The sequence below is a fragment of the Acidovorax sp. IB03 genome (assembly GCF_016406015.1).
Classification (GTDB): domain Bacteria; phylum Pseudomonadota; class Gammaproteobacteria; order Burkholderiales; family Burkholderiaceae_C; genus Acidovorax; species Acidovorax temperans.
The window spans coordinates 42,652-66,648 of sequence record NZ_JAEFCH010000020.1 but is presented as its reverse complement, the minus strand read 5'-3'; the positions used below and the strand labels follow the sequence as shown (position 1 = coordinate 66,648).

Below are 23,997 nucleotides of genomic sequence, written 5' to 3'. Positions count from 1 at the left end.
CGGTATCGTCGTCGCCCTGGCGGTCTTTGCGCACAAAACTCTTGTGGCCCGCCCACGCCTGGATCAGGGTGCCGTCCACGCTGAAGTGCTCGCCCGAGAGCAGTTCCTGCTCCTGGGCTTGTTGCACGATCTGATTGAAGAACTCGATGACCGCATCGTGCTCGATCAGACGTTCGCGGTTCTTGCTGAAGACGGTGGGCACCCAAACGGCATCGTCCATGGCCAGGCCAATGAACCAGCGAAACAGAAGGTTGTACTGGGTCTGCTCCATGAGCTGGCGCTCCGAGCGCACGCTGTAGAGCACCTGTATGAGCATGGCGCGCAGCAGCTTCTCGGGGGCAATGCTGGGGCGCCCGCCCTTGATGTCGGCCGCATACATCTGGGCAAACAGATCGTCCATCTTCTGCAGGGCCTTGTTGACCATGATGCGGATCACCCGCAGGGGGTGGTCGGCGGGCACGAAGTCATCGAGATGGCGCATCGTGAACAGGCTCTCGGTGAAGGTGTCGGCTCCGCGCATGGATGGCTCGTCTGTCTGGTCGGTAGGGTGCCTTGATTGTCCTGGCAAGACGTCAACTGGGAAGTGACGGCGGGGAGTATTTCAGCAGCCTGTTAAGGCTGCAAAACTAAGTCCGGGTTGAACGCGGCGACGTGCCAGAGCGTCATCGCTTTGGTCTATGGCATGCCTCGCATGGCCGAGAAAAGCGTGAGAAACCGCTCTGTGTCTTGATCATCCAAAGCCCATCGCCGTTTGAATGCGCTTGATTGGGAGGTTTTCGGGTGCATAACCCTTCGGCTTGCGTATTGGTACAGGGCTGACGAAAATGGTTTCGTCGCCTTTCATTCCAAGGATTTCACCATGGCACGTTCACCCCAGCCTGTAACCCACGCGTTTCCTGAGACTTTGCGGAGTTTCCCAATCGCTTCTGGCAAAGAAGGCAAGCTCTATTCGCTGCCTGCGCTGGCCCAGCAGTTTCCGCAGATCGCGAGGCTGCCTGTATCGATTCGGATTGTTCTGGAGTCGGTGCTGCGCAACTGCGATGGGCGCAAGGTCACGGCAGAGCATGTGAAGCAATTGGCCCAATGGGCACCGAACGCAGAACGCAAGGATGAAATTCCGTTCGTCGTGTCGCGCGTGGTGCTGCAGGATTTCACGGGCGTGCCCTTGCTGGCAGATCTGGCTGCCATGCGCAGCACGGCGGTGCGTCTGGGCAAGAACCCCAAGAAGATTGAGCCGCTGGTCCCTGTGGACCTGGTGGTAGACCACTCCATCATGGTGGACCACTACGGCAAGAAGAATTCGCTGGACCTGAACATGAAGCTCGAATTCCAGCGCAACCGCGAGCGCTACGAGTTCATGAAATGGGGCATGCAGGCCTTTGATACCTTTGGTGTGGTGCCGCCGGGCTTTGGCATCGTGCACCAGGTCAACCTCGAATATCTGGCGCGCGGCGTGCACAAGCGCAAAGACGGTGTCTACTACCCTGACACCCTGGTGGGCACTGATAGCCACACCACCATGATCAACGGCATTGGTGTGGTGGGCTGGGGTGTGGGCGGCATCGAGGCCGAGGCCGCCATGCTGGGCCAGCCGGTGTACTTCCTCACGCCCGATGTGGTGGGCTTTGAGCTCACAGGCCAGCTGCGCGAAGGCGTGACGGCCACCGACCTGGTGCTCACCGTGACGGAGATCCTGCGCCAGCACAAGGTGGTGGGCAAGTTTGTGGAGTTCTTCGGCGAAGGCGCGCGCACCCTGGCGCTGCCCGACCGCGCCACCATCGGCAACATGGCGCCGGAATACGGGGCCACCATGGGCTTTTTCCCGGTGGATGAAAAGACCATCGACTACTTCAAGGGCACCGGCCGCACCAAGGGCGAGATCGAAGCCTTCGAGGCCTACTTCAAGGCGCAGGGCCTGTTCGGTGTGCCCGCTGCGGGCGAGATCGATTACTCGCAAGTCGTGCAGCTGGACCTGGGCACCGTGACCCCCAGCCTGGCTGGCCCCAAGCGCCCGCAAGACCGCATTGAACTGGGCAAGGTATGCAGTGAGTTTTCCAGCCTGTTCAGCAAACCGATTGCCGACAATGGCTTCAACCGCCCCGCTGCGCTGCTGCACACCCGCTACCACGTGCGCGGCAAGGAAGCCCTACCGTTGGCTGCGCCACCCCGCGAAAAGCCAGCCCCCTCGGGCGCCCCGCGCTTTGTGGCAGAGATGGAGCAGAACCGGCCCACGCTGGCGGCGGCGCACGCCGAGGTGCCTGCGCAGCAGGCGGCACGGCCTGGCGATATCACCGTGGGCAATGGCGATGTGCTGATTGCCGCCATCACCAGCTGCACCAACACCAGCAACCCGAGCGTGATGCTGGCAGCCGGCCTGCTGGCCAAGAAGGCCGTGGAAGCGGGCCTCAAGGTCAAGCCCCACATCAAGACGTCGCTCGCGCCCGGCTCGCGCATCGTGACCGAATACCTCGCGCAAACCGGGCTGCTGCCGTACCTGGAAAAGTTGGGTTTTGCGCTGGCGGGCTACGGATGCACCACCTGCATTGGCAACGCGGGCGACCTCACGCCCGAGCTCAACGACGCCATCACCAGCAACGACCTGGTGTGCGCCGCCGTGCTGTCGGGCAACCGCAACTTCGAGGCGCGCATCCATCCCAACCTGAAGGCCAACTTTCTGGCCAGCCCGCCGCTGGTGGTGGCCTACGCCATCGCCGGCACGGTGTTGAAAGACCTGATGACCGAGCCTGTCGGCCAGGGTAAGGGGGGCGGGATATCTACCTGGGCGACATCTGGCCCAGCAGCGATGAAGTGCATGCATTGATGAAGTTCGCCATGAACGGCAAGGCGTTCCGCGAGAACTACGCCAAGGTTGCCAGCGACCCCGGCAAGCTGTGGCAAAACATCCAGGGTGTGAGCGGGAGCACCTACACCTGGCCTGCCAGCACCTACATTGCCGAGCCGCCCTTCTTTGCGCAGTTTGCTATTGAAGATGTAGCTTCTGGCGCTGATGCAGAAAGCGCTGCAGGCCAAAAAGACCAAAAGCTCCCATCGGTGCTGGGCGCGCGCATCATGGCGCTGTTTGGTGACTCCATCACCACCGACCACATCTCGCCCGCAGGTTCCATCAAAGACACTTCACCGGCCGGGCAGTGGTTGCTGCAGCACGGCGTGCAGAAGGCTGACTTCAACAGCTACGGGGCGCGGCGCGGCAACCACGATGTGATGGTGCGCGGCACCTTTGCCAATGTGCGAATCAAAAACCTGATGATTCCGCCCGCCGCCGACGGCTCACGCGAGGAGGGCGGTGTGACCGTGTTCCAGAGCGAGGGGCCGCTGGGGGGTGAAAAGATGTTCATCTTCGACGCCGCCATGCACTACATGGCGCAGGGCACGCCCACGGTGATTTTTGCGGGCGAGGAATACGGCACAGGCTCCAGCCGCGACTGGGCCGCCAAGGGCACGCAGTTGCTGGGCATCAAGGCCGTGGTGGCGCGCAGCTTTGAGCGCATCCACCGCTCCAATCTGGTGGGCATGGGCGTGTTGCCGCTGCAGTTCAAGGCGGGCGATTCCTGGGAGTCGCTGGGCCTCACAGGCACCGAAATCATCGACGTGGTGCCCGACCCCGCCCTCACGCCTCAGAGTGACGCGAAGCTGGTGGTGCACCGCCCGGACGGCACTTGCCAGGAGTTTACCGTCACTCTGCGCATCGATACACCCATTGAAGTCGACTACTACCGCGCCGGAGGCATCTTGCCTTTTGTGCTGCGCCAGTTGTTGCAGGGCTGACGACGCTACCGCACCCACGGTGTGCGCAAAGCTTGATGCGCGTCTAGCCTTTGCTGCGCTTTGCCGGGCAGCAGGTACGACAATGCGCTTATGAAAAAGCAGGTATTGATCGCAGGGGGCGGCATTGGTGGCATGGCGGCGGCGCTGGCCGCTTCGCGTGCCGGGTGGGACGTGCGCATGTACGAGCGCGTGGCCGAGTTTTCTGAAGTGGGCGCAGGCGTGCAGCTGGGCCCGAATGTGGTGCGCTGCCTGCAGGCCTGGGGCTTGCAAAAAGCCTTGCAGCAGGTGGCTGCGTTTCCTGAACGCCTGCAGGTGCGCTGCGCCCTCAGCGGTGCCGAGCTGGGCGTGCTGCCCCTGGGGCGCATGGCGGTGCAGCGCTACGGCGCAGCCTACGCCACCATCCACCGGGCGGATCTGCACGCCCTGCTGCACACAGGCGTGCAGCGCTACACCGATGCCCAGCTGTACCAGGGCCTGGCCATTGAGTCATTCACCGACGCCAGCCGCGCGGCCCCGGTCATTCCGGGGGGCGAGACGGTGGTGTCGGTGCGCACCTCGCAGGGCAAAGAGATTGAGGGCGATGCACTCATTGGCGCCGATGGCTTGTGGAGCCGCACGCGCACGCAACTGCTGGGCTACCAGGCCCCGCGCGTGACGGGGCACCTGGCGTACCGCGCCCTGGTGCGGCAAAGCGCGCTGCCCAAGGCGCTGCGTACGCAGCAGGTCACGGCCTGGCTGGGGCCGCGGCTGCACATGGTGCAGTACCCCGTGCGGCGGGGAGAGTTGCAGAACCTGGTTGTCATCGTGCAAGGCCCCGCGCCGCAGAACCTGGAAACCTGGGACCACGACGCCAACGCGCGCGACCTGGAATTTGCGCTGCAGGGCACCTGCACCGCGCTGCAACACGCCGTGCATGGCGTAGAAGCTGCCGGTGCCGGCTGGCGCCTGTGGCCGCTGTGCGACCGCCCGCCCGTGCGCAGCCCCGAGGAGATGGTGCAAGGCCTGGTGGCGCTGTTGGGCGATGCCGCGCACCCCATGCGCCCCTACCTGGCGCAAGGCGCGGGCATGGCGATTGAAGATGCCGCCCAGCTGGAGCGGGCGCTGTCCATGCACGACCTGGAAGTGCCCTTGCGCCTGCGCCGCTACGCGGTGAACCGCTGGCAGCGCAACGCGCGGGTGCAGGCCCGGTCTACCCGCAATGGGCGCATCTTCCACGCCACCGGGCCGGTGCGGTGGGCACGCAACCTGTCGCTGAAGATGCTGGGCGAGCGGCTGCTGGATGTGCCCTGGCTCTATCGGGGCGATGGCATTGACTCTGTGCGGTCCTGATTTGCTATTGAATCAATAGCTGGCGGCGCTTATGGGGCGTGCGCTAGAGGCCTATTTGTGCTGCATCACACCTGCTGGCGCGGTGCAGGCAGCCAGCGAAAGGCCGCCGCGCCCAGCGCCAGCATGCCGGCAATGGTGAACATCACCACCGCATAGGGCTCGGCCCCCTGGGCCTTGGCGGTGGATGCCGCCACGCCGGTGATCCACTGCATCAGCGCCACCCCCAGAAACAGCGCCATGGTGAAGACCGACATGGCGCGCCCCGTCATGGTCGCCGGGTAGGACGAGCGCACGTCCGCATACTGCAGCACGATGTAGCCCGACAGCACCCCCACCGCCAGCGGGCCCGCCACATCCAGCCACGCCAGTTGCCACACGCCCATGGCCGCAAACAGTGCCGCCATCAGCACCGTGAAGCCGATAAGCCAGCGGCGGCGTGCGCCGGGGCCGGGGTCCATCCGCCCAAAGAAGGCGGGGCTGAACAGCGACACCAGCGACATGGCCGTTGCCACATGCCCGCTGGCGACCAGCGTGTAGCCGTGCCGGTCAATCAGCAAAGGCCCGAGCCACAGGCCGCGCAGAGACAGCATGGAGGCATAGGTCATCAGCGCCAGCAGCAAGATGCCCACCGTGTGCGGCAGCAGGAACAGCGCCCCGAACCCGCGCACTGTCTGGCCCAGCGATTCGGGCTTTGCATGGGTGGCCGTGTCGGCATGGGCCGCCCGGGGCTCGCGCACCTTCCAGAAGATCAAGGCCCAGGCCAGTGCCGCCAGGCCCGCCAGTACCCCAAACCCCCAGCGCCACGACGATTGCTCCACCAGCCACGCCAGCGGCGTGCCGGTGAACAACATGCCCAGCCCACCCACCCCCATGGCAGCGCCTGATACGGCGGCGAAGCGCGACGGCGCAAAGTAGCGGGCGATGAACACCGTGCACACCAGAAAGGCAGGCGCACAGCCCACGCCAATCAGCACCTGCCCCAGCAGCAACATGCTGTAGCCCGTGGCCACAGCAGACAGCGCAGCCCCCGCAATCGCCATCGGAAACGCCACCAGCAAGGTGCGCCGAATGCCCCAGAAATCGATGGCGATGCCCATGAAAAGCTGCATGGTGCCGAAGGCGAACGCGAAGGTGCCGGCAAACACGCCCAGCGCCTGGGCCGACAGGCCAAACTCCGCCTGCAGCCCCGTGGCCATGATGGCGGTGATGGTGCGAAACGCCTGGCTCAGCGCAAAGCCGCTGACCAGCGCCAGCAGCATGGCCCAGGCTTGTGGGGCAGTTAACGGTTGAGGGTGTGCAGCGGCGTTGGCGGAGGGCAGGCTCATGCCGCAAGCGTAACGCCCGCCGCTTCACTGGCCTGTCTCGCCGGTGCCGATGGTGGGTTGCCTCGCCACGAAAACATTTGGTACCAACTTTTGCCGAACAGATAATGCGCTCGGGCCATCCCGGTCAACGCGGGGCCCCGGCTTCCGTTACAAAGGGGCACTGGCTTGTTTTTGCCAGCCATCCTCACAAAAAAGCCGCGTTGAACGCGGTGATTCCAACACCCAAGGAGGTTCCCCATGCCATTTCGCCACTCTTTTTACGGCTTCTGGGCCGCGCTGCTGCTGTTCTTCGGACTACTGGCCCCTGCGGCCGCGCAGCGTGGCGGTGACGACGGGGCCTACCAGATCCTGAGCGCCCGCTACGGAACGAGCGAGCGCTATGTAGACGTGACCGAGCGCGTGCGCGAGCTGGCCAGCGGCGACCAGCCCTTTCTGGTGCACAACGACACCTTTGGCACCGACCCGGACCGGGGCCGCGTGAAAACACTGCGCATTGATGCCCGCGACGCCCGAGGCAAGACGCGCACCTTCAACTACCGCGAAGACGCGGTGGTCGATGGCCGCCAGTTCACCAGCTGGCGCGGCGGAAACGGTGGGTACGGCGGCGGCCAGGGCAATGGCCGCGACGATGGCGAGTTCCGCATCCTGCAAGCGGTGTACGGCACCCAGGAACACCATGTGGACGTGACCCGCCGCCTGCGCGACCTGGCACGCGAAGACCGCCCCATTGCGCTGACCAACGATACCTTTGGCGTGGACCCGCACCGCGGCCGCAGCAAGACACTGCGCATTTTTGTGCGCACCCGCGACGGCCAGAACCGCATGTTCGAATACGCCGAAGGCTCCACCATTGACGGCGCACGCTTTACCGGCTGGCGCAGCGGCAACTGGGGTAACGAGGGCTGGAACGGCGGCTGGCATGGCAACGGCGGTGGCTACAACCAGGGCGGCGCCTACCAGGGCGGCAACTACCCAGGCGGCGGCTATGACCGCCCCGGCGCGGGCTACGGCGGGCTGGCCATCGTGCAAGCCGCCTATGGCGCTGACAACCGCGTGATCGACGTGACAGACCGCGTCCGGGCCCAGGTGTCGGGTAACCAGCTGTCGGTGCGTGCCAGCAACGACCTGGCGGGTTACGACCCCGCCCCGGGCACGCCCAAGGTGCTGTGGGTCACGTACTCCATCGGTGGCCGCGAGTACCAGGTGAGTGTGCGCGAGTCAGAGTACCTGCGCCTGCCTTGATGGCTGGGGCGGGGTCATCGCCCTGCGCCTTGTTTTGCTATCAAAAAAAGAGCTGCCAGCGCTTGTGAATAAAGCGCTGGCAGCTCTTTTTGTTGTGAAAGACTGAATGCCGCTGTGCGGCGGCCCTGGCCTTACAGGTTCGTGCGCAGGCGCCAGATCTCGGGGAACAGCACCACGTCCAGCATCTTGCGCAGGTAGCTCACGCCGCCCGTGCCGCCGGTGCCGCGCTTGAAGCCGATCACCCGCTCCACCGTCGTCACATGGCGGAAGCGCCACAGGCGGAAGGCGTCTTCCAGGTCCGTCAGCTCCTCGCCCAACTGGTACAGGTCCCAATGCTGCTCAGGGTTGCGGTACACGGTGAGCCAGGCTTGCTCCACGGCTTCGCTTTCGGCGTAGGGCTGTGTCCAGTCGCGCTCGGTGTGGCTGGCAGGCACCTCAATGCCGCGCCGCGCCATCAGCCGCAGGGCCTCGTCGTATAGCGACGGTGCTTCGTACGCCGCCTGCACCTGGGCCAGCAGGTCGGCGCGGTGCTCGTGGGGTTTGAGCATGGCGCGGTTCTTGTTGCCCATCGAAAACTCAATGCAGCGGTACTGGTAGCTCTGGAAGCCGCTGGACTGGCCCAGGTACGGACGCATGGCGCTGTACTCGGGCGGTGTCATGGTGGCCAGCACGTCCCAGGCGTGCACCAGCTGCTCCATGATTTTGCTCACGCGCGCCAGCATCTTGAAGGCGGGCGGCAGCTCGTCGCGCGCAATGTGACCGATGGCGGCGCGCAGCTCGTGCAGCATCAGCTTCATCCACAACTCGCTGGTCTGGTGCTGCACGATGAACAGCATCTCGTCGTGCGCGGGCGACAGTGGCTTTTGCGCGGTGAGGATGGCATCGAGCTGCAGGTAGTCGCCGTAGCTCATGGACTTGCTGAAGTCGAGCTGGGCGCGCTCTTCGTGCACGATGGATTCAGGCAGCGCAGCGCCCGGTGCTTCGCTGGCGGACGCAGGGGTTTGAGAGAAAGGGCACATGGTGGTTTTCTTCCCGGTTCAGGTCACGGCGTGGGTCTGGTTGAACTCGGCCTTTTGCCACTCGCCGCTCTCCAGCACCTGGCGCAGGTGCTCCACCGCGTTCCACACGTCTTCAAACCCGATGTACAGCGGCGTCAAGCCAAAGCGCAGGATGTCTTTGTGCACCTTGCCGCCGTCGCCTTTGCCTGCACTTGGAGCCGCGCCGGACCCGGCGCGGTAGTCTCCAATCACGCCGCGTGCAATCAGTGCCTGCACGATGGCGTAGGCGCCGCTGCCCTGGCCGTTCACGCCCGCGCCTTCGTCGCGTGTCAGGCACACCTGCGAGCCGCGTTGGGCGTGCTCACGCGGTGTGGCAAAACCCAGGCCGTAGCCCGCGCAGCGCTCTTCCACCAGCTGGATGAACAGATCGGTGAGCGCCAGCGACTTGGTGCGCAGCGCCGCCATGCCGCCCAGGCTTTGCGCGGCGGTGAACACATCCAGCCCGCATTGCAGGGCCGACAGGCTGATCATGGGCTGCGTGCCGCACAGGTAGCGGGTGATGCCGGGGGCGGGCTGGTAATCGGGCGTGAACTGGAAGGGCGATGCATGACCCCACCAGCCCGACAAGGGTTGCCAGAACCGGTTGGCGTGGCGTGGGTGCACCCACACAAAGGCCGGTGCGCCGGGGCCGCCGTTCAAATACTTGTAGCCGCAGCCAATCGAAAAATCGGCGTTCGCGCCCAGCAGGTCCACCGGCACAGCGCCTGCACTGTGGGCCAAGTCCCACACACACAAAATGCCTTGGGCCTGCGCGGCGGCGGTGATGGCGGCCATGTCGTGCATGGCGCCGGTGCGGTAGTTCACATGCGTCAGCATCAGCACGGCCACGTCGCTGGTCAGCGCTGCGTTGATCTCTTCAGGCTCCACCAGCACCAGCTCTTGCCCGCGCTCCTTGCACAGGCCCTCGGCAATGTAGAGGTCAGTCGGGAAGTTGCTGCGCTCGCTCACGATGCGCTTGCGGGCGGGGCTGTCTTCGCGGGCAATGTTCAGCGCCGCGCTCAGCACCTTGTAGAGGTTGATGGAGGTGCTGTCGGTGCACACCACCTGGTCCTGGCCCGCGCCAATCAAGGGGGCCAGCTGGTTGCCCAGGCGCTGTGGCAGGTCAAACCAGCGGGCGGTGTTCCACGATTTGATGAGGTCCGTGCCCCATTCGCGCTGCACCACATCGGCAATGCGGGCGGGCGCGGCCTTGGGCAGCACACCCAGCGAATTGCCGTCCAGGTAGATCACGCCCGGGGGCAGTGCAAAGTGGTCGCGCAGCGAGCGCAGGGGGTCTTGGGTGTCGCGGGTGCGGCAGTCTTGCAGGGTGATGGTCATGTTGATATTGCTTTCATTTTGATAGCTGCTGGCGCTTTCTGGATAAGCGCTAGAGGCCGAAAATGTTTAAAAGACGGGTGGACGCGCTGGTCAACCAGGCAGCGAGCGAAGTACCGCCCGCACGGGGGATGCATCGGCCGTGGTCAGCTTCAGCGGCAGGGCGATGAGTTCGTAGTCACCCTCGGGCACATCGTCCAGCACCAGGTTCTCCAGCACGCGCAGGCCCCGGCGGCGGATGACCTGGTGGCTGTCCAGCGTCTTGCTGTCGGCCGGGTCAATGCTGGCGGTGTCTATGCCCACCAACTGCACGCCCAGGTCCGCCAGCCGTTCGATGGTGGCGGGCGCATAGGCGGTGAGCTGGCCGTCCCACTGCGCGGGGGCCTGGGCATAGGTGCGCACCAGCACGCGGGCGGGCAGGGCGGGGTGGGTGGAAGAGAGGGCGTGGGCAATGTGCGCCCACTCAATCAGCGGCCCGCAGCCGATGGCGTGGATGACACGGCACGGGCCCAAAAACGCATCCAGCGCCACGGCCCCAATGCTGGCACCGCCCTCGTCGTAATGCAGCGGCGCATCGGCATGCGCGCCCACGTGGGGCGATAGCGTGATGGCACTGACGTTGACCGGACAGCCCGGGCCGATGGTGGCGCACCACTGCTGGCTGTAAGGCGTATCGCCCGGAAACACCGGGCTACCTGCGTGAACGGGGGGGGAAATGTCCCAAAGCTTTTGCATGGGACGTGAAGGTAATGGCGTGGGTTTTTTGTGGTGTCGGTTATTTCCAACACCCCCTGATTTTTGGCGCAGGGTTTGCCCGACTCGGTTGACCGGGGTTCAGGGGTGTGGCTGCCTGCGCAGTCACGTTGGGGTCTGAACAGCCGATCAGGTGGCACCGCAATGTTCAGTGGACGGGCCACGGCAGGCGTGATCTCCAGCGCCCCACTGGCCCCCTTATTTCCCGATAGTGCGTTGACAGCGTTGGCCGTCTGCACCCTGCCAGCTGTGTGCTGGCTTACCTCAAGGCGCTGTGCCGCAACTGATGCCGCCCGGCAAGGTGGAAAGGGTGCCGGCCGTGGGGTCTGTCAGGCGGCGCCACAGCCAGGGCAAGGCCATCGAAAGATCAGGGCGCTGCCATTGCTGAACCACTGGGCCTGTCTCGCTCGCCGGGGAGTGGGCCGGGCCGATGTCGAAGTGGAAGGAATAGCAGGGCTCCAGCCCCATGCGCAGGTCGGTGATGGTGAGCCGCCCCTGGCTGTTCGCTTGCATGCGCATGAACCCGTGGCTGAACCATGACAGCCGTTGCACATGGGGGTTGTCTGCGTGCTGCAGGCGCAGATCGGCGCCGCGCGGGTGGGATGTCCAGGCAACGGGGTGCGCGCCATCCAGCAAGGAGTAATACGCTTCGTGGTAGTGCTCCGGCCCCATGGCCACAGCACGCCACAGCACGGTGCTGAATGGGGCGGGCGTGACCAGCATCTGGCTGGCTGCCATTCCGTTGTGACGCAACGAAGCCTCCAGAACGCCGCGCACATGCTGCTGTGCCAGCACACTCCACCCCAGGTAGGCGGTGCTGAGCGCCAACATGGCTGTGTTCCAGCGCAGCCCCTTGGTGGATGACCAAAGTACGGCGACCAGAACCCCGAGCAGCAGTGGCAAGGTGTAGAACGGGTCGATGATGAAAACGCTGCCCACGGCAAAGGGATGGTTGCTGAACGGCTGCAGCAACTGCGTGCCGTACACCGTCAGGGTGTCGAGCAGCGGGTGGGTGATGAGCGCCAGCGCCATGGCCAGCCACCAGCGCCGCCACAGGTCGGGCTGACCCGACAGGCGGGCGGCCAGCCAGCCCAGCGGGGCCGATGCCAGCGCGAGTAGTGCCAGGCCATGGCTCTCGGCCCGGTGGCGCACCATGTTGAGCAGCGGGTCGCCATGGTCGATGAAAGCGTCCAGGTCGGGCAGGGTGCCAGCGGCGGCTCCCCACAGGGCTGCCTTCCATGCTGCGGTGCGGCGCCCGAGGGTGGCCAGCACCACGGCACTGCCCAGGGCGGCCTGGCTGATGGAGTCCATGTGCTACTCATGAAGTGAAGGTGCGCGCATTTTTGCAGCGCCAAGCGCACCCTGCATTCAAGGGGATTTGTCGTGCGGGATCAGCCGATGACCAGCCTGCGAGAAGGGGGGCAGCTTGAGCAGGTAACAGCGTTGGCCGGATGGAGCGGGCCAGCAATTGGTTTGGAGGAGTTCAGGGTGGCCCCCGTGCGCCCGTACCTTGTGCAAAGTGCCTGAGATCTCCTGACCATCAGGGCTGCTCTGATTTGAATCAATAGCCGCCAGAATTCAGTTTGTAGAATGAGAACCAAACTCATTTGCGAAAAGGCTGATCCCCATGAAAACCATGCACGAGAGCGCCGCCGCCCTGTACCCCAGCGCGCTGGCCGCCACATTGACCGTGGCCTCGGCGTCTCCGTCAGCGGCTTCGGGCCTGGATGGACTGAAATTGCGCACGCCCGCGCTGGTGACCGGGCTGGTATCGGCGCGCGATGGGCGTGAGCACAGCACCTTGCTGCGTTTGCTGGAAATTGGCTTTGTGCCCGGCGAGACCGTGCAAGTGCTGGCGCGGGGCGCCTGGGGGGGCGACCCTCTGGCCGTGCGGGTGGGGCAGGCCACTTTTGCGTTGCGGCACCAAGAGGCAGCGATGGTGCAGGTTCAGACGCAGGGGCAGTCATGAGCGCGGTACTGAACGCTGGGGGCGTGTCGCCCAAGGCAGATTTCCTGCGTGTGGCTTTGCTGGGCAACCCCAATTGCGGCAAGACGGCGCTGTTCAACCTGCTGACCGGTGCGCGCCAGAAGGTGGCCAATTACGCAGGTGTGACGGTAGAGCGTAAAGAGGGCACGATGCACACGGCCAGTGGCCGCAAGGTGTGCGTGCTGGATTTACCCGGTGCCTACAGCCTGCACGCGCACAGCCTGGATGAAGCCATCACCCGTGACATCGTGCGTGGCCGCCGCCCCGGCGAGCCGCTGCCCGACTTGCTGGTGTGCGTGACCGATGCCACCCACCTGCGCCTGAACCTGCGCCTGGTGCTGGAAGCCCGGGCCCTGGGCCTGCCCATGGTGCTGGTGCTGAACATGAGCGACATGGCCGAGCGCCGGGGCATTCAGATTGACCGTGAGGTGTTGGCCCGTGAGCTGGGGATGCCCGTGCTGGCCACGGTGGGTGTGCGCGGTGATGGCGCGCAGGAATTGCTGGCCTGGCTGGATTCGCCCGCCGCGCAGGCCCTGAAGGCCCCGGTGGTAGCCGCCCAGGAGGCGGTGGCGCTGGATGCCTCGCCGCTGGACGCGCAGACCCAGGTCATTCGCACCCATCAGCAGGTGCACCGGCTGATGGAACTGGCGGTGCGGGCCCCCGCAGCCAGTCTGCGTGTGGATGACCGCATCGACGCCGTGGTACTGCACCCCGTGTGGGGCATGTTGCTGCTGCTGGCCACGTTGTTTTTGATGTTCCAGGCGGTATTCACCTGGGCTTCCGTGCCTACCGACTGGATCAACGCAGGCGTGGAATGGACGTCCGCCTTCATCCAGCAGCACATGGCCGATGGCCCGCTGCGCAGCCTGCTGGTGGATGGCATCGTGGCCGGCGCGGGCGGGGTGCTGGTGTTCCTGCCGCAAATCCTCACGCTGTTTCTGTTCATCCTGGCGCTGGAAGACTCGGGCTACCTTCCGCGTGCCGCCTTCTTGCTCGACCGCGTGATGGGCACCGTGGGGTTGTCGGGCCGTTCGTTCATTCCACTGCTGTCGAGCTTTGCCTGCGCCGTGCCGGGCGTGATGGCCACGCGCTCCATCACCCACTGGCGCGATCGGCTGGTCACCATCATGATCGCGCCGCTCATGACCTGCTCGGCCCGCTTGCCGGTGTATGCGCTGCTGATTGGCGCCTTCATCCCCGAGCGCACCGTGGCGGGCCTGTTCAATCTGCAGGGCCTGGTGTTGTTTGCGCTGTATGTGGGCGGCATTGCCAGTGCCATGGCCGTGGCAGGCGTGGCCAAGCTGGCCCGGTCTGACCAGCGGCCCCCGCAGCTGCTGATGGAGTTGCCCGCCTACCGCTGGCCCAGCCTGCGCAGCCTGGCGCATGGCCTGTACGAGCGGGCGGTGATTTTCATCAAGCGCGTGGGCGGCATCATTTTGGCGGTGACGGTGCTGCTGTGGTTCCTGTCCACCTACCCCGCCCCGCCCGAAGGGGCCACCGGGGCGGCCATTACCTACAGTTTTGCAGGCCAGTTGGGCCGCCTGCTGGAGGTGCTGGTGGCGCCCATTGGCTTTAACTGGCAGATTGCCATCGCCCTGGTTCCCGGCATGGCCGCGCGCGAGGTGGCGGTGGGCGCCCTGGGCACGGTGTATGCGCTGTCGGCCACGGGGGACGAAGTGGCCAGCCAGCTCGCGCCGCTGATTGCGCAGAACTGGTCACTGGCCACGGCACTGTCGCTGCTGGTGTGGTTTGTGTTTGCGCCGCAATGCATCTCCACCATCGCCGCCGTGCGGCGCGAGACGAACAGCTGGCGCTACCCGCTGCTGATGGTGGTGTACCTGTTCAGCCTGGCCTACGCGGCCAGCTTTGTGACCTATCGAATCGCTTTGGCTCTGGGAGGTGGCGCGTGATGTGGCAACAATGGATCACCGGTTTGATCGTGGCGCTGGCCGCCGCTTACATGGTGTGGCGCTGGCTGCCGGCCGGGCTGCGTAAAAAGCTGGGCCGGGTGCACCCGGCCATGGGGCAGAGCGCAGGCTGTGGTGGTGGCGGGGGCGGCGGTTGCAGCAGTTGCGGCGGGTGTTCGTCGTCTGCAGCACCCCGCGCGACGGTGCACGCCGCAGAGCGCCAGGAGCGGTTCTGATCTGAATGGGCGGCCCTTGCGCCTGTTCAGCCGCCGTTCGGGCTGAGCGGCGGCAAGCGCCCTGTGCAACGCGTTGGCGCTGTCTGCCTGGTGGTGGTTGGCGTTTGTCGATGCGTGCGCCGCGTCAGGCGTACAACTGGCCTTGCTGCAATGCTGCCAGTGCTTGGCGCAGATTGGCGCGGGCCTGCGATTCATAGCGGTAGAAAAACCACTCGTTGTGATAGATGCGCGGCCTGTCCAGAAAGCCTTGCAGCACTGCGCTGCGCCCCGCTACGTAGCGCGGCCAGCGCACAAAGAAATACTCCTTGCGCACGTTGCGCTCAAACTGGCGGTACACCGCATCGCTTTGGCCCAGCACGGCCAGGTCGATGCCCACGACCCAGGTGGCGTCGCCTTGCAGCGCGCCCGAGTTGTGGCATGTGGCCATGATGTGTGCGTGAACGGTTGAAACCAGGCTGGGTGGCACGTGCTGGCCGTTGAGAAAGCGCGATGCCCACTGCGCGCTGCGTAGCTCGTTGTGGGCACTCCAGGGCCAATACACCGCGTCGTGAAACCACAGGGCCAGCGCTACGGCATGGGGTTGCTCCAGCGCGCCGGGCAGTTCCTTTTGCACCGTCTGCCAGTGCCCCAGGCAGGCCTGCAGGTGCGATGCATTGTGGTACGCCCGGGGCCAACGCTGCCAGCTGCGCAGCAGGCGCTGGCCTTCTTGCATCCACGGATTGGCGGGGCAGCCCAGGGCCGTGCCCAGGACTGCCCATTGGGTGAGCAGCGCGTCGGTGTTTACCGTGCTGCGGTCGAACATGCCGCTTTGGCGTTATGCCACGCGGCCGAGCAGAAGGTACTCCATGAGTGCCTTCTGCACGTGCATCCGATTCTGGCTTCGGCCCGCAGCCTGCGGCTGCTTCACGTCCGCATGGCGGACATGAGCCTGCGCCGAAACAGTCTGCCGGCGCTGGCGCGCCACCGCGTTGCATTTCATGCCACGCGGCCGAGCAGCAGGTACTCCATGAGTGCCTTCTGCACGTGCATCCTGTTTTCTGCTTCGTCCCACACCACCGATTGCGGGCCGTCGATCACTTCGGCCTCCACCTCTTCGCCACGGTGCGCGGGCAGGCAGTGCATGAAAAGGGCGTCAGGCTGGGCGGCGGCCATCATTTCGGCGTCCACGCACCAGTCGGCAAAGGCCTTCTTGCGGGCCTCGTTCTCGGCTTCGTAGCCCATGCTGGTCCACACGTCGGTGGTGACCAGGTCGGCGCCCTTGCAGGCTTCGAGCGGGTTGCTATAGAACTGATAGCTGCTGGCGCTTACCCCTTGGGCGCCAGAGGCCAATTTCTCATCAATTTCGTAGCCACGCGGTGTGCTCACGTTCACCTTGAAGCCCAGCAGTGCAGCGGCCTGCACCCAGGTGTTGGCCATGTTGTTACCGTCGCCCACCCAGGCCACCGTCTTGCCTGCGATGGAGCCACGGTGTTCGATGTAGGTGAAGATGTCGGCCAGGATCTGGCAGGGGTGGTATTCGTTGGTCAGCCCGTTGATGACGGGCACGCGCGAATGGGCGGCAAAGCGCTCGATCTTGGTTTGCTCGAATGTGCGGATCATCACCAGATCGGTCATGCGGCTGATGACCTTGGCGCTGTCTTCAATTGGCTCGGCGCGGCCCAGCTGGCTGTCGCCCGTGGTCAGGTGCACCACACTGCCGCCCAGCTGGTACATGCCCGCTTCAAAGCTCACGCGGGTGCGGGTGCTGGCCTTTTCAAAAATCATGGCCAGGGTGCGGTCGGCCAGCGGGTGGTACTTTTCGTACGACTTGAACTTCTTCTTGATGATGGCTGCGCGCTCGAACAGGTAAGCGTATTCGTCAGCGGTGAGGTCGGTGAACTGCAGATAGTGTTTCATGGCAAAAAAGGGCACGCCGTGGCGCGCCCTGCAAGGTTTATTCGGCCAGGATGGCTTTGACCAGAGGGGTGAGCTTGGCGACGATTTCGTCGGCCTCGGCCACGGTGAGGATCAGCGAGGGCACCAGGCGGATGACGCTGTCCGCCGTCACGCTGATCAGCAGGCCTGCTTCAGCGGCGCGGCCGGTGAGGGCGCCGCAGGGCTTGTTCAGCTCAATGCCCAGCATCAGGCCCTGGCCGCGGATTTCCTTCACGCCGGGCAGGCTGCCCAGTTCGCGCTGCAGGGCCGCCTTCAGGTGCGCGCCCACCGTGGCTGCGTTCTCCAGCAGGCCTTCTTCTTCCATGATGCGGATGGTTTCGTTGCCTGCGCGCATGGCCAACTGGTTGCCACCAAAGGTGGTGCCGTGGTTGCCCGGTTGCAGCACGTTGGCGGCCTTGGGGCCCGCCACCACCGCACCAATCGGCACGCCAGAGCCCAGGCCCTTGGCCAGGGGCATCACGTCGGGCACGATGCCTGCCCACTGGTGGGCAAACCACTTGCCGGTGCGGCCCATGCCGCACTGCACTTCGTCAATCATCATCAGCCAGCCGCGCTCGTCGCACAGGGCACGCAACTGCTGCAGGTATTCGACGCGGGTGGGGTTCACGCCGCCTTCGCCCTGGATGGTTTCAAAGAACACCGCCACCACGTTGGGGTTGCCCTCGGTGCGTTGCTTGATGGCTTCGATGTCGTTCAGTGGCACCCGGATGAAGCCCTCGACCAGAGGGCCAAAGCCGCTGTAGATTTTGGGGTTGCCCGTGGCCGACATGGTGGCGATGGAGCGGCCGTGGAAGGCCTTTTCGTAAACCACGATCTCGGGCTTGGCGATGCCCTTGTCCACGCCGTACTTGCGTGCGATCTTGATGGCCGCCTCGTTGGCTTCCAGACCCGAGTTGCAGAAGAACACGTTGGTCATGCCAGAGCGTTCCACCAGCTTGGCAGCCAGCGCTTCTTGCAGCGGCGAGTGGTAGTAGTTGGAGGTGTGGATGAGCTTGGTGAGCTGGTCTTGCAGCGCCGGCACCAGCTTGGGGTGGTTGTGCCCCAGCGTGTTCACGGCAATGCCGCCCAGCGCGTCCAGGTATTCCTTGCCGTTGACGTCCCAGACTCGGCAGCCCTGGCCTCGGGCCAGCGCGATCGGTACGCGGCCATAGGTGTTCATTACGTGGGGCGAGGCTGCCTCGATGAAAGCGGTCATGCAGAGATCTCCAGACGGTGCAGAAAAAGGTTGGGCTTGTGGCCTGCGAACAGGGTGTTTCACCCGAAAAGCGAAGCACGATTCTAGGGGGAGTGCCGTGGCTGGCCATTGACAATTGCGCATCACTGCGATGCGTTACCCGCCTGGGCTGCAGGAGTACCGGGTTAGCTCTTATATAAGAGTTAGAATGGATGGCTGTAGCAACCCTGCGGTGAGCTGCCACTTACCCAACCGACCGCGATGGTTTCCCCCTCCACCAAAGAAGTCTTCATCCAAGGCGTTACCCACGACGGGAAAACCTTTCGACCCAGCGATTGGGCCGAGCGCTTGGCGGGCGTCATGAGCCAGTTCCGCCCCGGTGGCTCGCGGCCGGGCAGCCACCTGAGCTATTCGCCCTGGTGCATTCCCACCACCCTCAACGGCGTGAAATGTGTGGTGGTCCACCGAGACCTGCAAAGCCACGAGCCCATGGCCTGGGACTTTGTGATCAACTTCGCAAGGGACAACAACTTGCAAGTCGCAGAAGCCTGTTTGCTACCCGACGCTCCCCCCCCCAAGGCCTGACTGGCCTTTTTTTACGCCTGCTCGCGCTGCAGGTGGGGTCCATGAAGGCGGCATGCAATGCACCAAAATCCGCCAGATGCGCCAAGAAGATGGTTTGCGCCGCACCTGAAAACCAAGCGGGCACAAAAAAACCGCCCGAAGGCGGTTTTGATGTTTTGCTGACAGCGCACCCGTTACAAACGGCGGGCAGCTTGCGCTACCCGTGCTGTTTGCCTGAAGTGGGTCAGGCGGCCAGTGCCAGGGCTTTCACCTTGGCTGCCAGGCGGCTCTTATCGCGAGCTGCCTTGTTCTTGTGGAAGATGCCCTTGTCGGCAACGGTATCAACCACGCTTTGTGCCTTGGCAAAAGCTTCAGCAGCCTTCACCTTGTCGCCAGCCAGAACCGCCTTTTCGACGTTCTTGACGGCAGTGCGGTATTTGGAACGCAGCGATGTGTTGGCTGCGTTGATCTTGACGTCCTGACGGACGCGCTTACGGCCCGACGCCAGGCGTGGGTTCTTTTTCTTTGGTTTAGCGGATGCCATGATTTAGTTCCTTGAGTCTGAGGATGATGTCAGCAAAGCCGACGATTATAGCCCACTGGCTGAAAAGGGCGTGGCTTTTCGCCAGCGGACGCATTCCGGGCATCTGCTCACCGGGCATATGGGCCCTGCGCGGCGCTGCACCCGCCCGGATGTTTCAGGTAAGGGCGTGAAACAACCCCACAGCCGCACAGGCGGGGCGGTGCGCTGCGAATACACTCCCGGCGGTGTCTCTGTTCAAAGCCGCCTCCACCGTATCCCTGCTGACCCTGGCCTCCCGCGTGACGGGCCTGGTGCGCGACCTTTTGATGGCGTCCATGTTTGGCGCCAGCGCCCTCACGGACGCCTTCAACGTCGCTTTCCGCATTCCTAACCTGTTTCGCCGCCTGTTTGCCGAGGGTGCATTTGCGCAAGCTTTTGTGCCCGTGCTGGCAACCACCAAAACCAAAGAAGGCGAGGAGGCCACGCACCGGCTGATCGCTGCGGTGGCCACTGCCCTGGCCTGGACGCTGCTGTTGACTTGCACGCTGGGCGTGCTGGGCGCGCCAGCGCTGGTGTGGGCTCTGGCCAGCGGCATGCGCCAAACCCCCGAGGCTTTTGACGCTGCCGTGTTGATGACGCGGTGGATGTTCCCCTACATCGGCTTCATGTCCATGGTGGCACTGGCCGCCGGCATTCTCAACACCTGGAAGCACTTTGCCGTGCCTGCTGCCTCGCCCGTGTTGCTCAATCTCTGCATGATCGGCGCGGCCTGGCTGGGGGCGCCCCAGCTGGAGGCGCGCGGCATCGAGCCCATTTACGCCATGGCAGGAGGGGTGATGCTGGGGGGCGTGCTGCAGCTGGGGGTTCAAATCCCGGTGCTGCTTCGCATGGGGCTCATGCCCCGCATTGGCGTGACCTGGGGTGCCCTGCGCGCGGCCTGGGCTGAGCCGGGCGTGCGCCGGGTGCTGACGTTGATGGCGCCCATTCTGCTGGGCGTGGGGGTGGCGCAGGTGTCCCTGATGATCAACACGCAGATTGCTTCTTACCTGGCGCCTGGCAGCGTCACCTGGTTGTTTTATGCCGATCGGTTGATGGAATTCCCCACGGCCTTGCTGGGGGTGGCCCTGGGCGTGGTGCTCACCCCCCAGCTCACTGCCGCCAAAGCGGCTGGGGACGCGCAGAAATACTCGGCCATGCTGGACTGGGGCTTGCGCATTGTGGTGCTGCTGGCCGTGCCCTGTGCCGTAGCGTTGCTCACCTTTGCCAAACCCCTCGTGGCCACCTTGTTCCACTACGGCAAGCTGGCAGACACCGATGTAGGGCAGATTGCCGTGGCGTTGGCTGGCTACGGCGCAGGCTTGCTGGGCCTGGTCGCCATCAAGGTGCTGGCCCCCGGCTACTACGCCAGCCAAGATGTGCGCACGCCGGTCAAGATTGCCATCGTGGTGCTGGTCATCACCCAGATCCTCAACGCCGTGCTGGTGCCGCTCATTGACCACGCGGGGCTGGCCCTGTCGATTGGCCTGGGGGCTCTGGTCAACGCGCTGTGGCTGTTGGTCGGGCTGGTGCGGCGCGGCAGCTACCAGCCCCAGCCGGGCTGGTCGCGCTTTGCCCTGCAGGTGGTGGCGGCCAGCGCCTTGCTGGCAGTGCTGCTGGCCTGGGGCTCGCATTACTTTGACTGGGTGGCCCTGCGCGCCCACAGCGGCCAGCGGGTGCTTCTGTTGCTGGGGCTGATGGCGGCGGCTGCCGTGGTGTATTTCGGTGCCCTGTGGGCCGCAGGGCTCAAGCTGCGGCAGATGCTGCGCCGCTGAGCGTTCTTTGCACGCGGCGCAGTGGCGGTAACACCGGGGTAAAGCCCCCGGTTTTGCGCCTTGACTGCCATGCGGCCCCCACCTAAAAATCTGCCATGTCCCTGAGCTATACCGTTCCTTCGTCCCTGGAGTATTTCGCTTGCCTGGTGCAAAGCGACGAGCACTTTCCGCTGCTCGAAGCCGCCGCCAGCATCGCGCAGGACGAGTACCCCGAACTGGACGTGCAGCAACTGCTGGGCGACGTGGACCAGATGCAGGCCCGCATCCGCCGACGCCTGGCCAGCGATGCCCCGTCGCTGCAGCGGTTGCACATGCTCAACCAGTTCTTTTATTCCGACCTGGGCTTTGCGGGCAACGTCAACAATTACTACGACCCCGACAACAGCTACTTGAATGCGGTGCTGCGCACGCGCCGGGGCATTCCCATCAGCTTGGCGGTGTTGTGGATGGAGCTGGCCCAGGGGCTGGGTCTGCATGTGCGCGGGGTGGGTTTTCCGGGCCACTTCATGGTGAAGGTGCTGCTGCCCAAGGGGCAGGTGGTGATGGACCCGACCACGGGCCAGTCGCTCAGCCGTGAAGACCTTTCTGAGCGGCTGGAGCCCTACAAGCGCCAGAGCGGGCTGGTGGATGACTATGACGTGCCGCTGGGCCTGTATTTGCAGGCCGCCACGCCGCGCGACATCATTGCCCGCATGCTGCGCAACCTCAAGGAAGTGCACCGCTCGCAGCAAGACTGGCAGCGCCTGACGGCGGTGCTGGACCGCTTGGTGGTGCTCTCACCCCAGGCGTGGGGTGAGCGGCGGGACCGTGGCCTGGCCCATGCTGAACTGGGCAATGCCAAGGAAGCGGTGCAAGACCTGGAAACTTACCTGGCCCACGCCGAAGACGGGCTGGATGCCGACATGGTTGCCGAGCGGTTGAACGCACTGCGGCGTTCGCTGGGTTAACCCAAAAGATTGGCGCCTAGCGCCCTTTAAAACGGCTGGCCGTCTTCTGCCGAGAGTTGTGCGCGCAACTGGGCCAGTTGCTGGCGCAGGGCCTCGTTTTCGGCCGTCAGCTCGGCCACGCGCGCGCGCAAGGCTGGCAGCTCATCGGTGTGGGCGCCTTCAGTCGGCTGCGGGGCCTCATCTGCATTTTTTGGGGCGGCTTCTTCGCGGGTTTTGCGCTTGGCTTCGCGCACGCGCTTGGCGGCTTGTTTGAGCTCGTCTTTGCCTGCGGTGGCGGCCGCCACCTGTTCTTCAGCCGGCAGGGTGGCCACGGCGGCGGCTGCATTGAGCGAGATGGTGCCGGACTTCACCGCCGCCACCAGCTCAGGCGCTGCCTGCTTCTGGATTTTTTCAATCATGACCACCTGGCTACTGCTCAGGCGGGCCGCGCGCGCAATGGCTTCGCGGCTGCTCAGGTCTTCGGGGGGCGCCACGCTGGCCGCCGCAGGGGCGGCGGTTGCAGAGCTTTCTTCAGGCTGCGTTTCTGCTTGCGCATTGCCCGCCACAAAGGCAGCTGCCGCGCGTGCACGGCGCTCCGCCACGATCTCGCGCTTGCGCAGTGCCAGCACGCCACGCTGAAAGTCAGACACGCTGCGGCGGCCCAGGTGCTGGTCAATCATCCACAGGTGCACATCTTCCATCGATTGGAAGCGCGTGTTCTGCACGGTTTGGAAGGGCAGGCCGTGCTTTTGGCAAATGCCGTAGCGGTTGTGGCCGTCCACCAGAACATCGCCCCACAGCACCAGGGCATCGCGGCAACCCTCGGCCAGGATGCTGCGCTCCAGCGCATCGTGTTCTTCCGGGGTCAGGGGGTCGATGTAGGCTTTGAGTTCTTCGTTGACAACGATGTTCATGGTGTGTGGGCGCGTGGCCGGGTCTTCAAGGCAGGGGCGGCATTGTAGTTGCGCCGTGCGCGCCGTCTGGCAAGGCTTACTTGTCCCGAGCGCCGCGCAGGGCCAGCCAGCCCGCCACCGCTGTGAACACCACGAGGATGCCCACGATGACCCAAAAGCCATGTTCGCTGTCGGCCAGCGGGATGCCCCCGACGTTCATGCCCAGCAAGCCCGCAAGGATGTTGATGGGCAGCGCCAGCACGGTGACCACGGTCAGCACAAACAGGCTGCGGCTGTTGGCCTCTTGCACGCTGGCCGCAAGTTCTTCCTGCAGCAGCTTGATGCGCTCTTGCAGGCCCTGCATGTCGCGTAGCACCACCGAGAACTCTTCGGTGGAATCGCGCAGCTCCTGCACATCGTCGGCGCCCATCCAGGTGGGTGGGTGCTGCAGTAGGCGGAACAAGGCCGCAGGCTCGGGGGCCAGCAGCCGCTGCAGCCGCACCAGCAACCGCCGCAATACGCCCAGCCGCGCCCGCTTGTGGTTGAGCCGGCCCGCCAGCAATTCATCCTCAATGCCGTCGATGCGCTGAGTGACGCCGCGCACGATGTCCACCAGCCCGGCGGCCTGTGTGCGCATCAGTTGCTCCAGCAGCGCCACGCTAGAGCGCGGCGTGTAGCCCTGCCGCACGGCCGTGCGCAGGGCATCTACCGACCGCAGCGGGTGGGCGCGCGCGGTGATGACCACATGGGGCAGCACGCAAATCCACAGCGTGGCAATGTCAAAGGGCTCGAAGGCGAAGTCGAAATGTGCGTCGTTGAGCACGCCCACCAGGGCATCGTCGTCGCGTTCGATGCGGGTGGAGTGCGAGCCCTCTTTGAGTGCCTCAAAAAACGCATCGGGCAACTGGGCGTGCCGCTGTATCCAGCGCAGGGCCTGGGCGTGGGCCAGGTTGAAATGCAACCACACGAAGGGGGCAGGGTCGGGCCGCTGCACCGGCCCCTGGCCTGCTGGCGTGGCGGGGTTGCCATGGGCATGCAGCCAGTGTGCTGCTTCGGTGCTGTCCAGCGGCATGGCAGGCGTGCTGCCCTGCATGAGGTAGCCGCACACCAGACCTGCCGAGTCGCCGCCGTAGCTGTGGTGCGGCAGCGTGCCTGCAGAGTGGACTGTCATGGAATGGGTAGGCAAAAGGAACAAGGGCCCGGTCGGGAGGGCTGCCTGCCATCGTGCGCTGCG

Annotated in this window: 20 protein-coding genes and 1 pseudogene; 9 read left to right on the top strand and 12 right to left on the bottom strand. The window is 64.8% G+C overall.

Annotated elements, in window-relative coordinates:
• Positions 1-520, bottom strand: a 520-nt coding sequence (locus IHV84_RS12460; protein ID WP_198847103.1) for an IS5 family transposase, incomplete at its 3' end; no start/stop codon positions are given.
• Between the two features lie 339 nt (positions 521-859).
• Between IHV84_RS12460 and IHV84_RS12455 the strand changes: the two are divergent.
• Positions 860-3,786: pseudogene (locus IHV84_RS12455) on the top strand (aconitate hydratase).
• Between the two features lie 90 nt (positions 3,787-3,876).
• The gene (locus IHV84_RS12450; protein ID WP_198847102.1) at positions 3,877-5,115 is read left to right on the top strand and encodes an FAD-dependent monooxygenase; all 1,239 of its coding nucleotides are present in this window, start codon (positions 3,877-3,879) and stop codon (positions 5,113-5,115) included.
• 65 nt (positions 5,116-5,180) lie between these two features.
• Here IHV84_RS12450 and IHV84_RS12445 read toward each other — a convergent pair whose 3' ends face one another.
• Positions 5,181-6,440 carry an MFS transporter gene (locus tag IHV84_RS12445; protein WP_233099981.1) on the bottom strand — a complete coding sequence of 420 codons (1,260 nt, stop codon included), beginning with the start codon at positions 6,438-6,440 and terminating at the stop codon, positions 5,181-5,183.
• Positions 6,441-6,677: 237 nt separating this feature from the next.
• Here IHV84_RS12445 and IHV84_RS12440 point away from each other — a divergent pair, with 237 nt between their 5' ends.
• Positions 6,678-7,682, top strand: coding sequence for a DNAJC11 domain-containing protein (locus IHV84_RS12440; RefSeq protein ID WP_198847101.1), 1,005 nt, complete (start codon positions 6,678-6,680; stop codon positions 7,680-7,682).
• Positions 7,683-7,813: 131 nt separating this feature from the next.
• On the opposite strand, the gene kynA is transcribed toward IHV84_RS12440, so the two are convergent.
• The 4 genes from kynA to IHV84_RS12420 form a co-directional block, all read right to left on the bottom strand.
• Positions 7,814-8,701: a tryptophan 2,3-dioxygenase gene (gene kynA / locus IHV84_RS12435; RefSeq protein WP_198847100.1), complete on the bottom strand. Its 888-nt coding sequence runs from the start codon at positions 8,699-8,701 to the stop codon at positions 7,814-7,816.
• 18 nt (positions 8,702-8,719) lie between these two features.
• On the bottom strand, positions 8,720-10,057 hold the full coding sequence (gene kynU / locus IHV84_RS12430) for a kynureninase (protein ID WP_198847099.1): 1,338 nt from the start codon (positions 10,055-10,057) through the stop codon (positions 8,720-8,722).
• A 90-nt stretch (positions 10,058-10,147) separates the two neighbouring features.
• Entirely contained in the window at positions 10,148-10,789 is a 642-nt protein-coding gene (kynB, locus tag IHV84_RS12425) for an arylformamidase (protein ID WP_198847098.1), read from the bottom strand.
• Positions 10,790-11,071: 282 nt separating this feature from the next.
• Positions 11,072-12,118 (bottom strand): metal-dependent hydrolase, encoded by a 1,047-nt coding sequence (locus IHV84_RS12420; RefSeq protein WP_198847097.1) that lies wholly within the window; start codon positions 12,116-12,118, stop codon positions 11,072-11,074.
• 316 nt (positions 12,119-12,434) lie between these two features.
• Between IHV84_RS12420 and IHV84_RS12415 the strand changes: the two genes are divergently transcribed.
• From IHV84_RS12415 to IHV84_RS12405, 3 genes are read left to right on the top strand one after another with little or no spacing between them, the layout of a single operon-like run.
• The gene (locus tag IHV84_RS12415; protein ID WP_198847096.1) at positions 12,435-12,776 is read left to right on the top strand and encodes a FeoA family protein; all 342 of its coding nucleotides are present in this window, start codon (positions 12,435-12,437) and stop codon (positions 12,774-12,776) included.
• Positions 12,773-14,704 carry a ferrous iron transporter B gene (locus IHV84_RS12410; RefSeq protein ID WP_198847095.1) on the top strand — a complete coding sequence of 644 codons (1,932 nt, stop codon included), beginning with the start codon at positions 12,773-12,775 and terminating at the stop codon, positions 14,702-14,704. The genes IHV84_RS12415 and IHV84_RS12410 overlap by 4 nt, the downstream gene beginning before the upstream one ends.
• Positions 14,704-14,937: a hypothetical protein gene (locus tag IHV84_RS12405; protein ID WP_142084911.1), complete on the top strand. Its 234-nt coding sequence runs from the start codon at positions 14,704-14,706 to the stop codon at positions 14,935-14,937. The genes IHV84_RS12410 and IHV84_RS12405 overlap by 1 nt, the downstream gene beginning before the upstream one ends.
• Positions 14,938-15,061: 124 nt before the next feature.
• Here IHV84_RS12405 and IHV84_RS12400 read toward each other — a convergent pair whose 3' ends face one another.
• The 3 genes from IHV84_RS12400 to IHV84_RS12390 form a co-directional block, all read right to left on the bottom strand.
• Complete coding sequence (locus IHV84_RS12400) at positions 15,062-15,739, bottom strand: hypothetical protein (protein ID WP_198847094.1); 678 nt, start codon at positions 15,737-15,739, stop codon at positions 15,062-15,064.
• Between the two features lie 173 nt (positions 15,740-15,912).
• A complete protein-coding gene (gene argF, locus IHV84_RS12395; RefSeq protein ID WP_198847093.1) occupies positions 15,913-16,833 on the bottom strand; it encodes an ornithine carbamoyltransferase in 921 nt (306 codons plus the stop codon).
• Between the two features lie 37 nt (positions 16,834-16,870).
• Positions 16,871-18,067: an aspartate aminotransferase family protein gene (locus IHV84_RS12390; protein ID WP_142084904.1), complete on the bottom strand. Its 1,197-nt coding sequence runs from the start codon at positions 18,065-18,067 to the stop codon at positions 16,871-16,873.
• A gap of 240 nt (positions 18,068-18,307) precedes the next feature.
• Here IHV84_RS12390 and IHV84_RS12385 point away from each other — a divergent pair, with 240 nt between their 5' ends.
• On the top strand, positions 18,308-18,631 hold the full coding sequence (locus IHV84_RS12385) for a DUF3579 domain-containing protein (protein ID WP_198847092.1): 324 nt from the start codon (positions 18,308-18,310) through the stop codon (positions 18,629-18,631).
• A gap of 223 nt (positions 18,632-18,854) precedes the next feature.
• On the opposite strand, the gene rpsT is transcribed toward IHV84_RS12385, so the two are convergent.
• Positions 18,855-19,154, bottom strand: coding sequence for a 30S ribosomal protein S20 (rpsT, locus tag IHV84_RS12380; RefSeq protein WP_044398144.1), 300 nt, complete (start codon positions 19,152-19,154; stop codon positions 18,855-18,857).
• Between the two features lie 224 nt (positions 19,155-19,378).
• Here rpsT and murJ point away from each other — a divergent pair, with 224 nt between their 5' ends.
• Together murJ and IHV84_RS12370 are read left to right on the top strand one after the other, a co-directional pair.
• The gene (gene murJ, locus IHV84_RS12375; RefSeq protein WP_198847091.1) at positions 19,379-20,944 is read left to right on the top strand and encodes a murein biosynthesis integral membrane protein MurJ; all 1,566 of its coding nucleotides are present in this window, start codon (positions 19,379-19,381) and stop codon (positions 20,942-20,944) included.
• Positions 20,945-21,039: 95 nt separating this feature from the next.
• Positions 21,040-21,891 carry a SirB1 family protein gene (locus IHV84_RS12370; protein WP_198847090.1) on the top strand — a complete coding sequence of 284 codons (852 nt, stop codon included), beginning with the start codon at positions 21,040-21,042 and terminating at the stop codon, positions 21,889-21,891.
• 26 nt (positions 21,892-21,917) lie between these two features.
• Here the strand turns inward: IHV84_RS12370 and IHV84_RS12365 are convergent, their stop codons facing one another.
• Both IHV84_RS12365 and IHV84_RS12360 read right to left on the bottom strand, forming a co-directional pair.
• Positions 21,918-22,784 carry a plasmid replication/partition related protein gene (locus IHV84_RS12365; protein WP_198847089.1) on the bottom strand — a complete coding sequence of 289 codons (867 nt, stop codon included), beginning with the start codon at positions 22,782-22,784 and terminating at the stop codon, positions 21,918-21,920.
• A gap of 76 nt (positions 22,785-22,860) precedes the next feature.
• Positions 22,861-23,934, bottom strand: coding sequence for a transporter (locus IHV84_RS12360; protein ID WP_233099980.1), 1,074 nt, complete (start codon positions 23,932-23,934; stop codon positions 22,861-22,863).
• Between the last annotated feature and the right edge of the window lie 63 nt (positions 23,935-23,997).

Excerpts from the sequence above, each read along its gene's own strand:
- IHV84_RS12450 (WP_198847102.1), top strand. The coding sequence starts at position 3,877 with ATGAAAAAGCAGGTATTGATCGCAGGGGGCGGCATTGGTGGCATGGCG.
- IHV84_RS12445 (WP_233099981.1), bottom strand. The coding sequence starts at position 6,440 with ATGAGCCTGCCCTCCGCCAACGCCGCTGCACACCCTCAACCGTTAACT.
- IHV84_RS12440 (WP_198847101.1), top strand. The coding sequence starts at position 6,678 with ATGCCATTTCGCCACTCTTTTTACGGCTTCTGGGCCGCGCTGCTGCTG.
- kynA (WP_198847100.1), bottom strand. The coding sequence starts at position 8,701 with ATGTGCCCTTTCTCTCAAACCCCTGCGTCCGCCAGCGAAGCACCGGGC.
- kynU (WP_198847099.1), bottom strand. The coding sequence starts at position 10,057 with ATGACCATCACCCTGCAAGACTGCCGCACCCGCGACACCCAAGACCCC.
- kynB (WP_198847098.1), bottom strand. The coding sequence starts at position 10,789 with ATGCAAAAGCTTTGGGACATTTCCCCCCCCGTTCACGCAGGTAGCCCG.
- IHV84_RS12420 (WP_198847097.1), bottom strand. The coding sequence starts at position 12,118 with ATGGACTCCATCAGCCAGGCCGCCCTGGGCAGTGCCGTGGTGCTGGCC.
- IHV84_RS12415 (WP_198847096.1), top strand. The coding sequence starts at position 12,435 with ATGAAAACCATGCACGAGAGCGCCGCCGCCCTGTACCCCAGCGCGCTG.
- IHV84_RS12410 (WP_198847095.1), top strand. The coding sequence starts at position 12,773 with ATGAGCGCGGTACTGAACGCTGGGGGCGTGTCGCCCAAGGCAGATTTC.
- IHV84_RS12405 (WP_142084911.1), top strand. The coding sequence starts at position 14,704 with ATGTGGCAACAATGGATCACCGGTTTGATCGTGGCGCTGGCCGCCGCT.
- IHV84_RS12400 (WP_198847094.1), bottom strand. The coding sequence starts at position 15,739 with ATGTTCGACCGCAGCACGGTAAACACCGACGCGCTGCTCACCCAATGG.
- argF (WP_198847093.1), bottom strand. The coding sequence starts at position 16,833 with ATGAAACACTATCTGCAGTTCACCGACCTCACCGCTGACGAATACGCT.
- IHV84_RS12390 (WP_142084904.1), bottom strand. The coding sequence starts at position 18,067 with ATGACCGCTTTCATCGAGGCAGCCTCGCCCCACGTAATGAACACCTAT.
- IHV84_RS12385 (WP_198847092.1), top strand. The coding sequence starts at position 18,308 with ATGGTTTCCCCCTCCACCAAAGAAGTCTTCATCCAAGGCGTTACCCAC.
- rpsT (WP_044398144.1), bottom strand. The coding sequence starts at position 19,154 with ATGGCATCCGCTAAACCAAAGAAAAAGAACCCACGCCTGGCGTCGGGC.
- IHV84_RS12370 (WP_198847090.1), top strand. The coding sequence starts at position 21,040 with ATGTCCCTGAGCTATACCGTTCCTTCGTCCCTGGAGTATTTCGCTTGC.
- IHV84_RS12365 (WP_198847089.1), bottom strand. The coding sequence starts at position 22,784 with ATGAACATCGTTGTCAACGAAGAACTCAAAGCCTACATCGACCCCCTG.
- IHV84_RS12360 (WP_233099980.1), bottom strand. The coding sequence starts at position 23,934 with ATGACAGTCCACTCTGCAGGCACGCTGCCGCACCACAGCTACGGCGGC.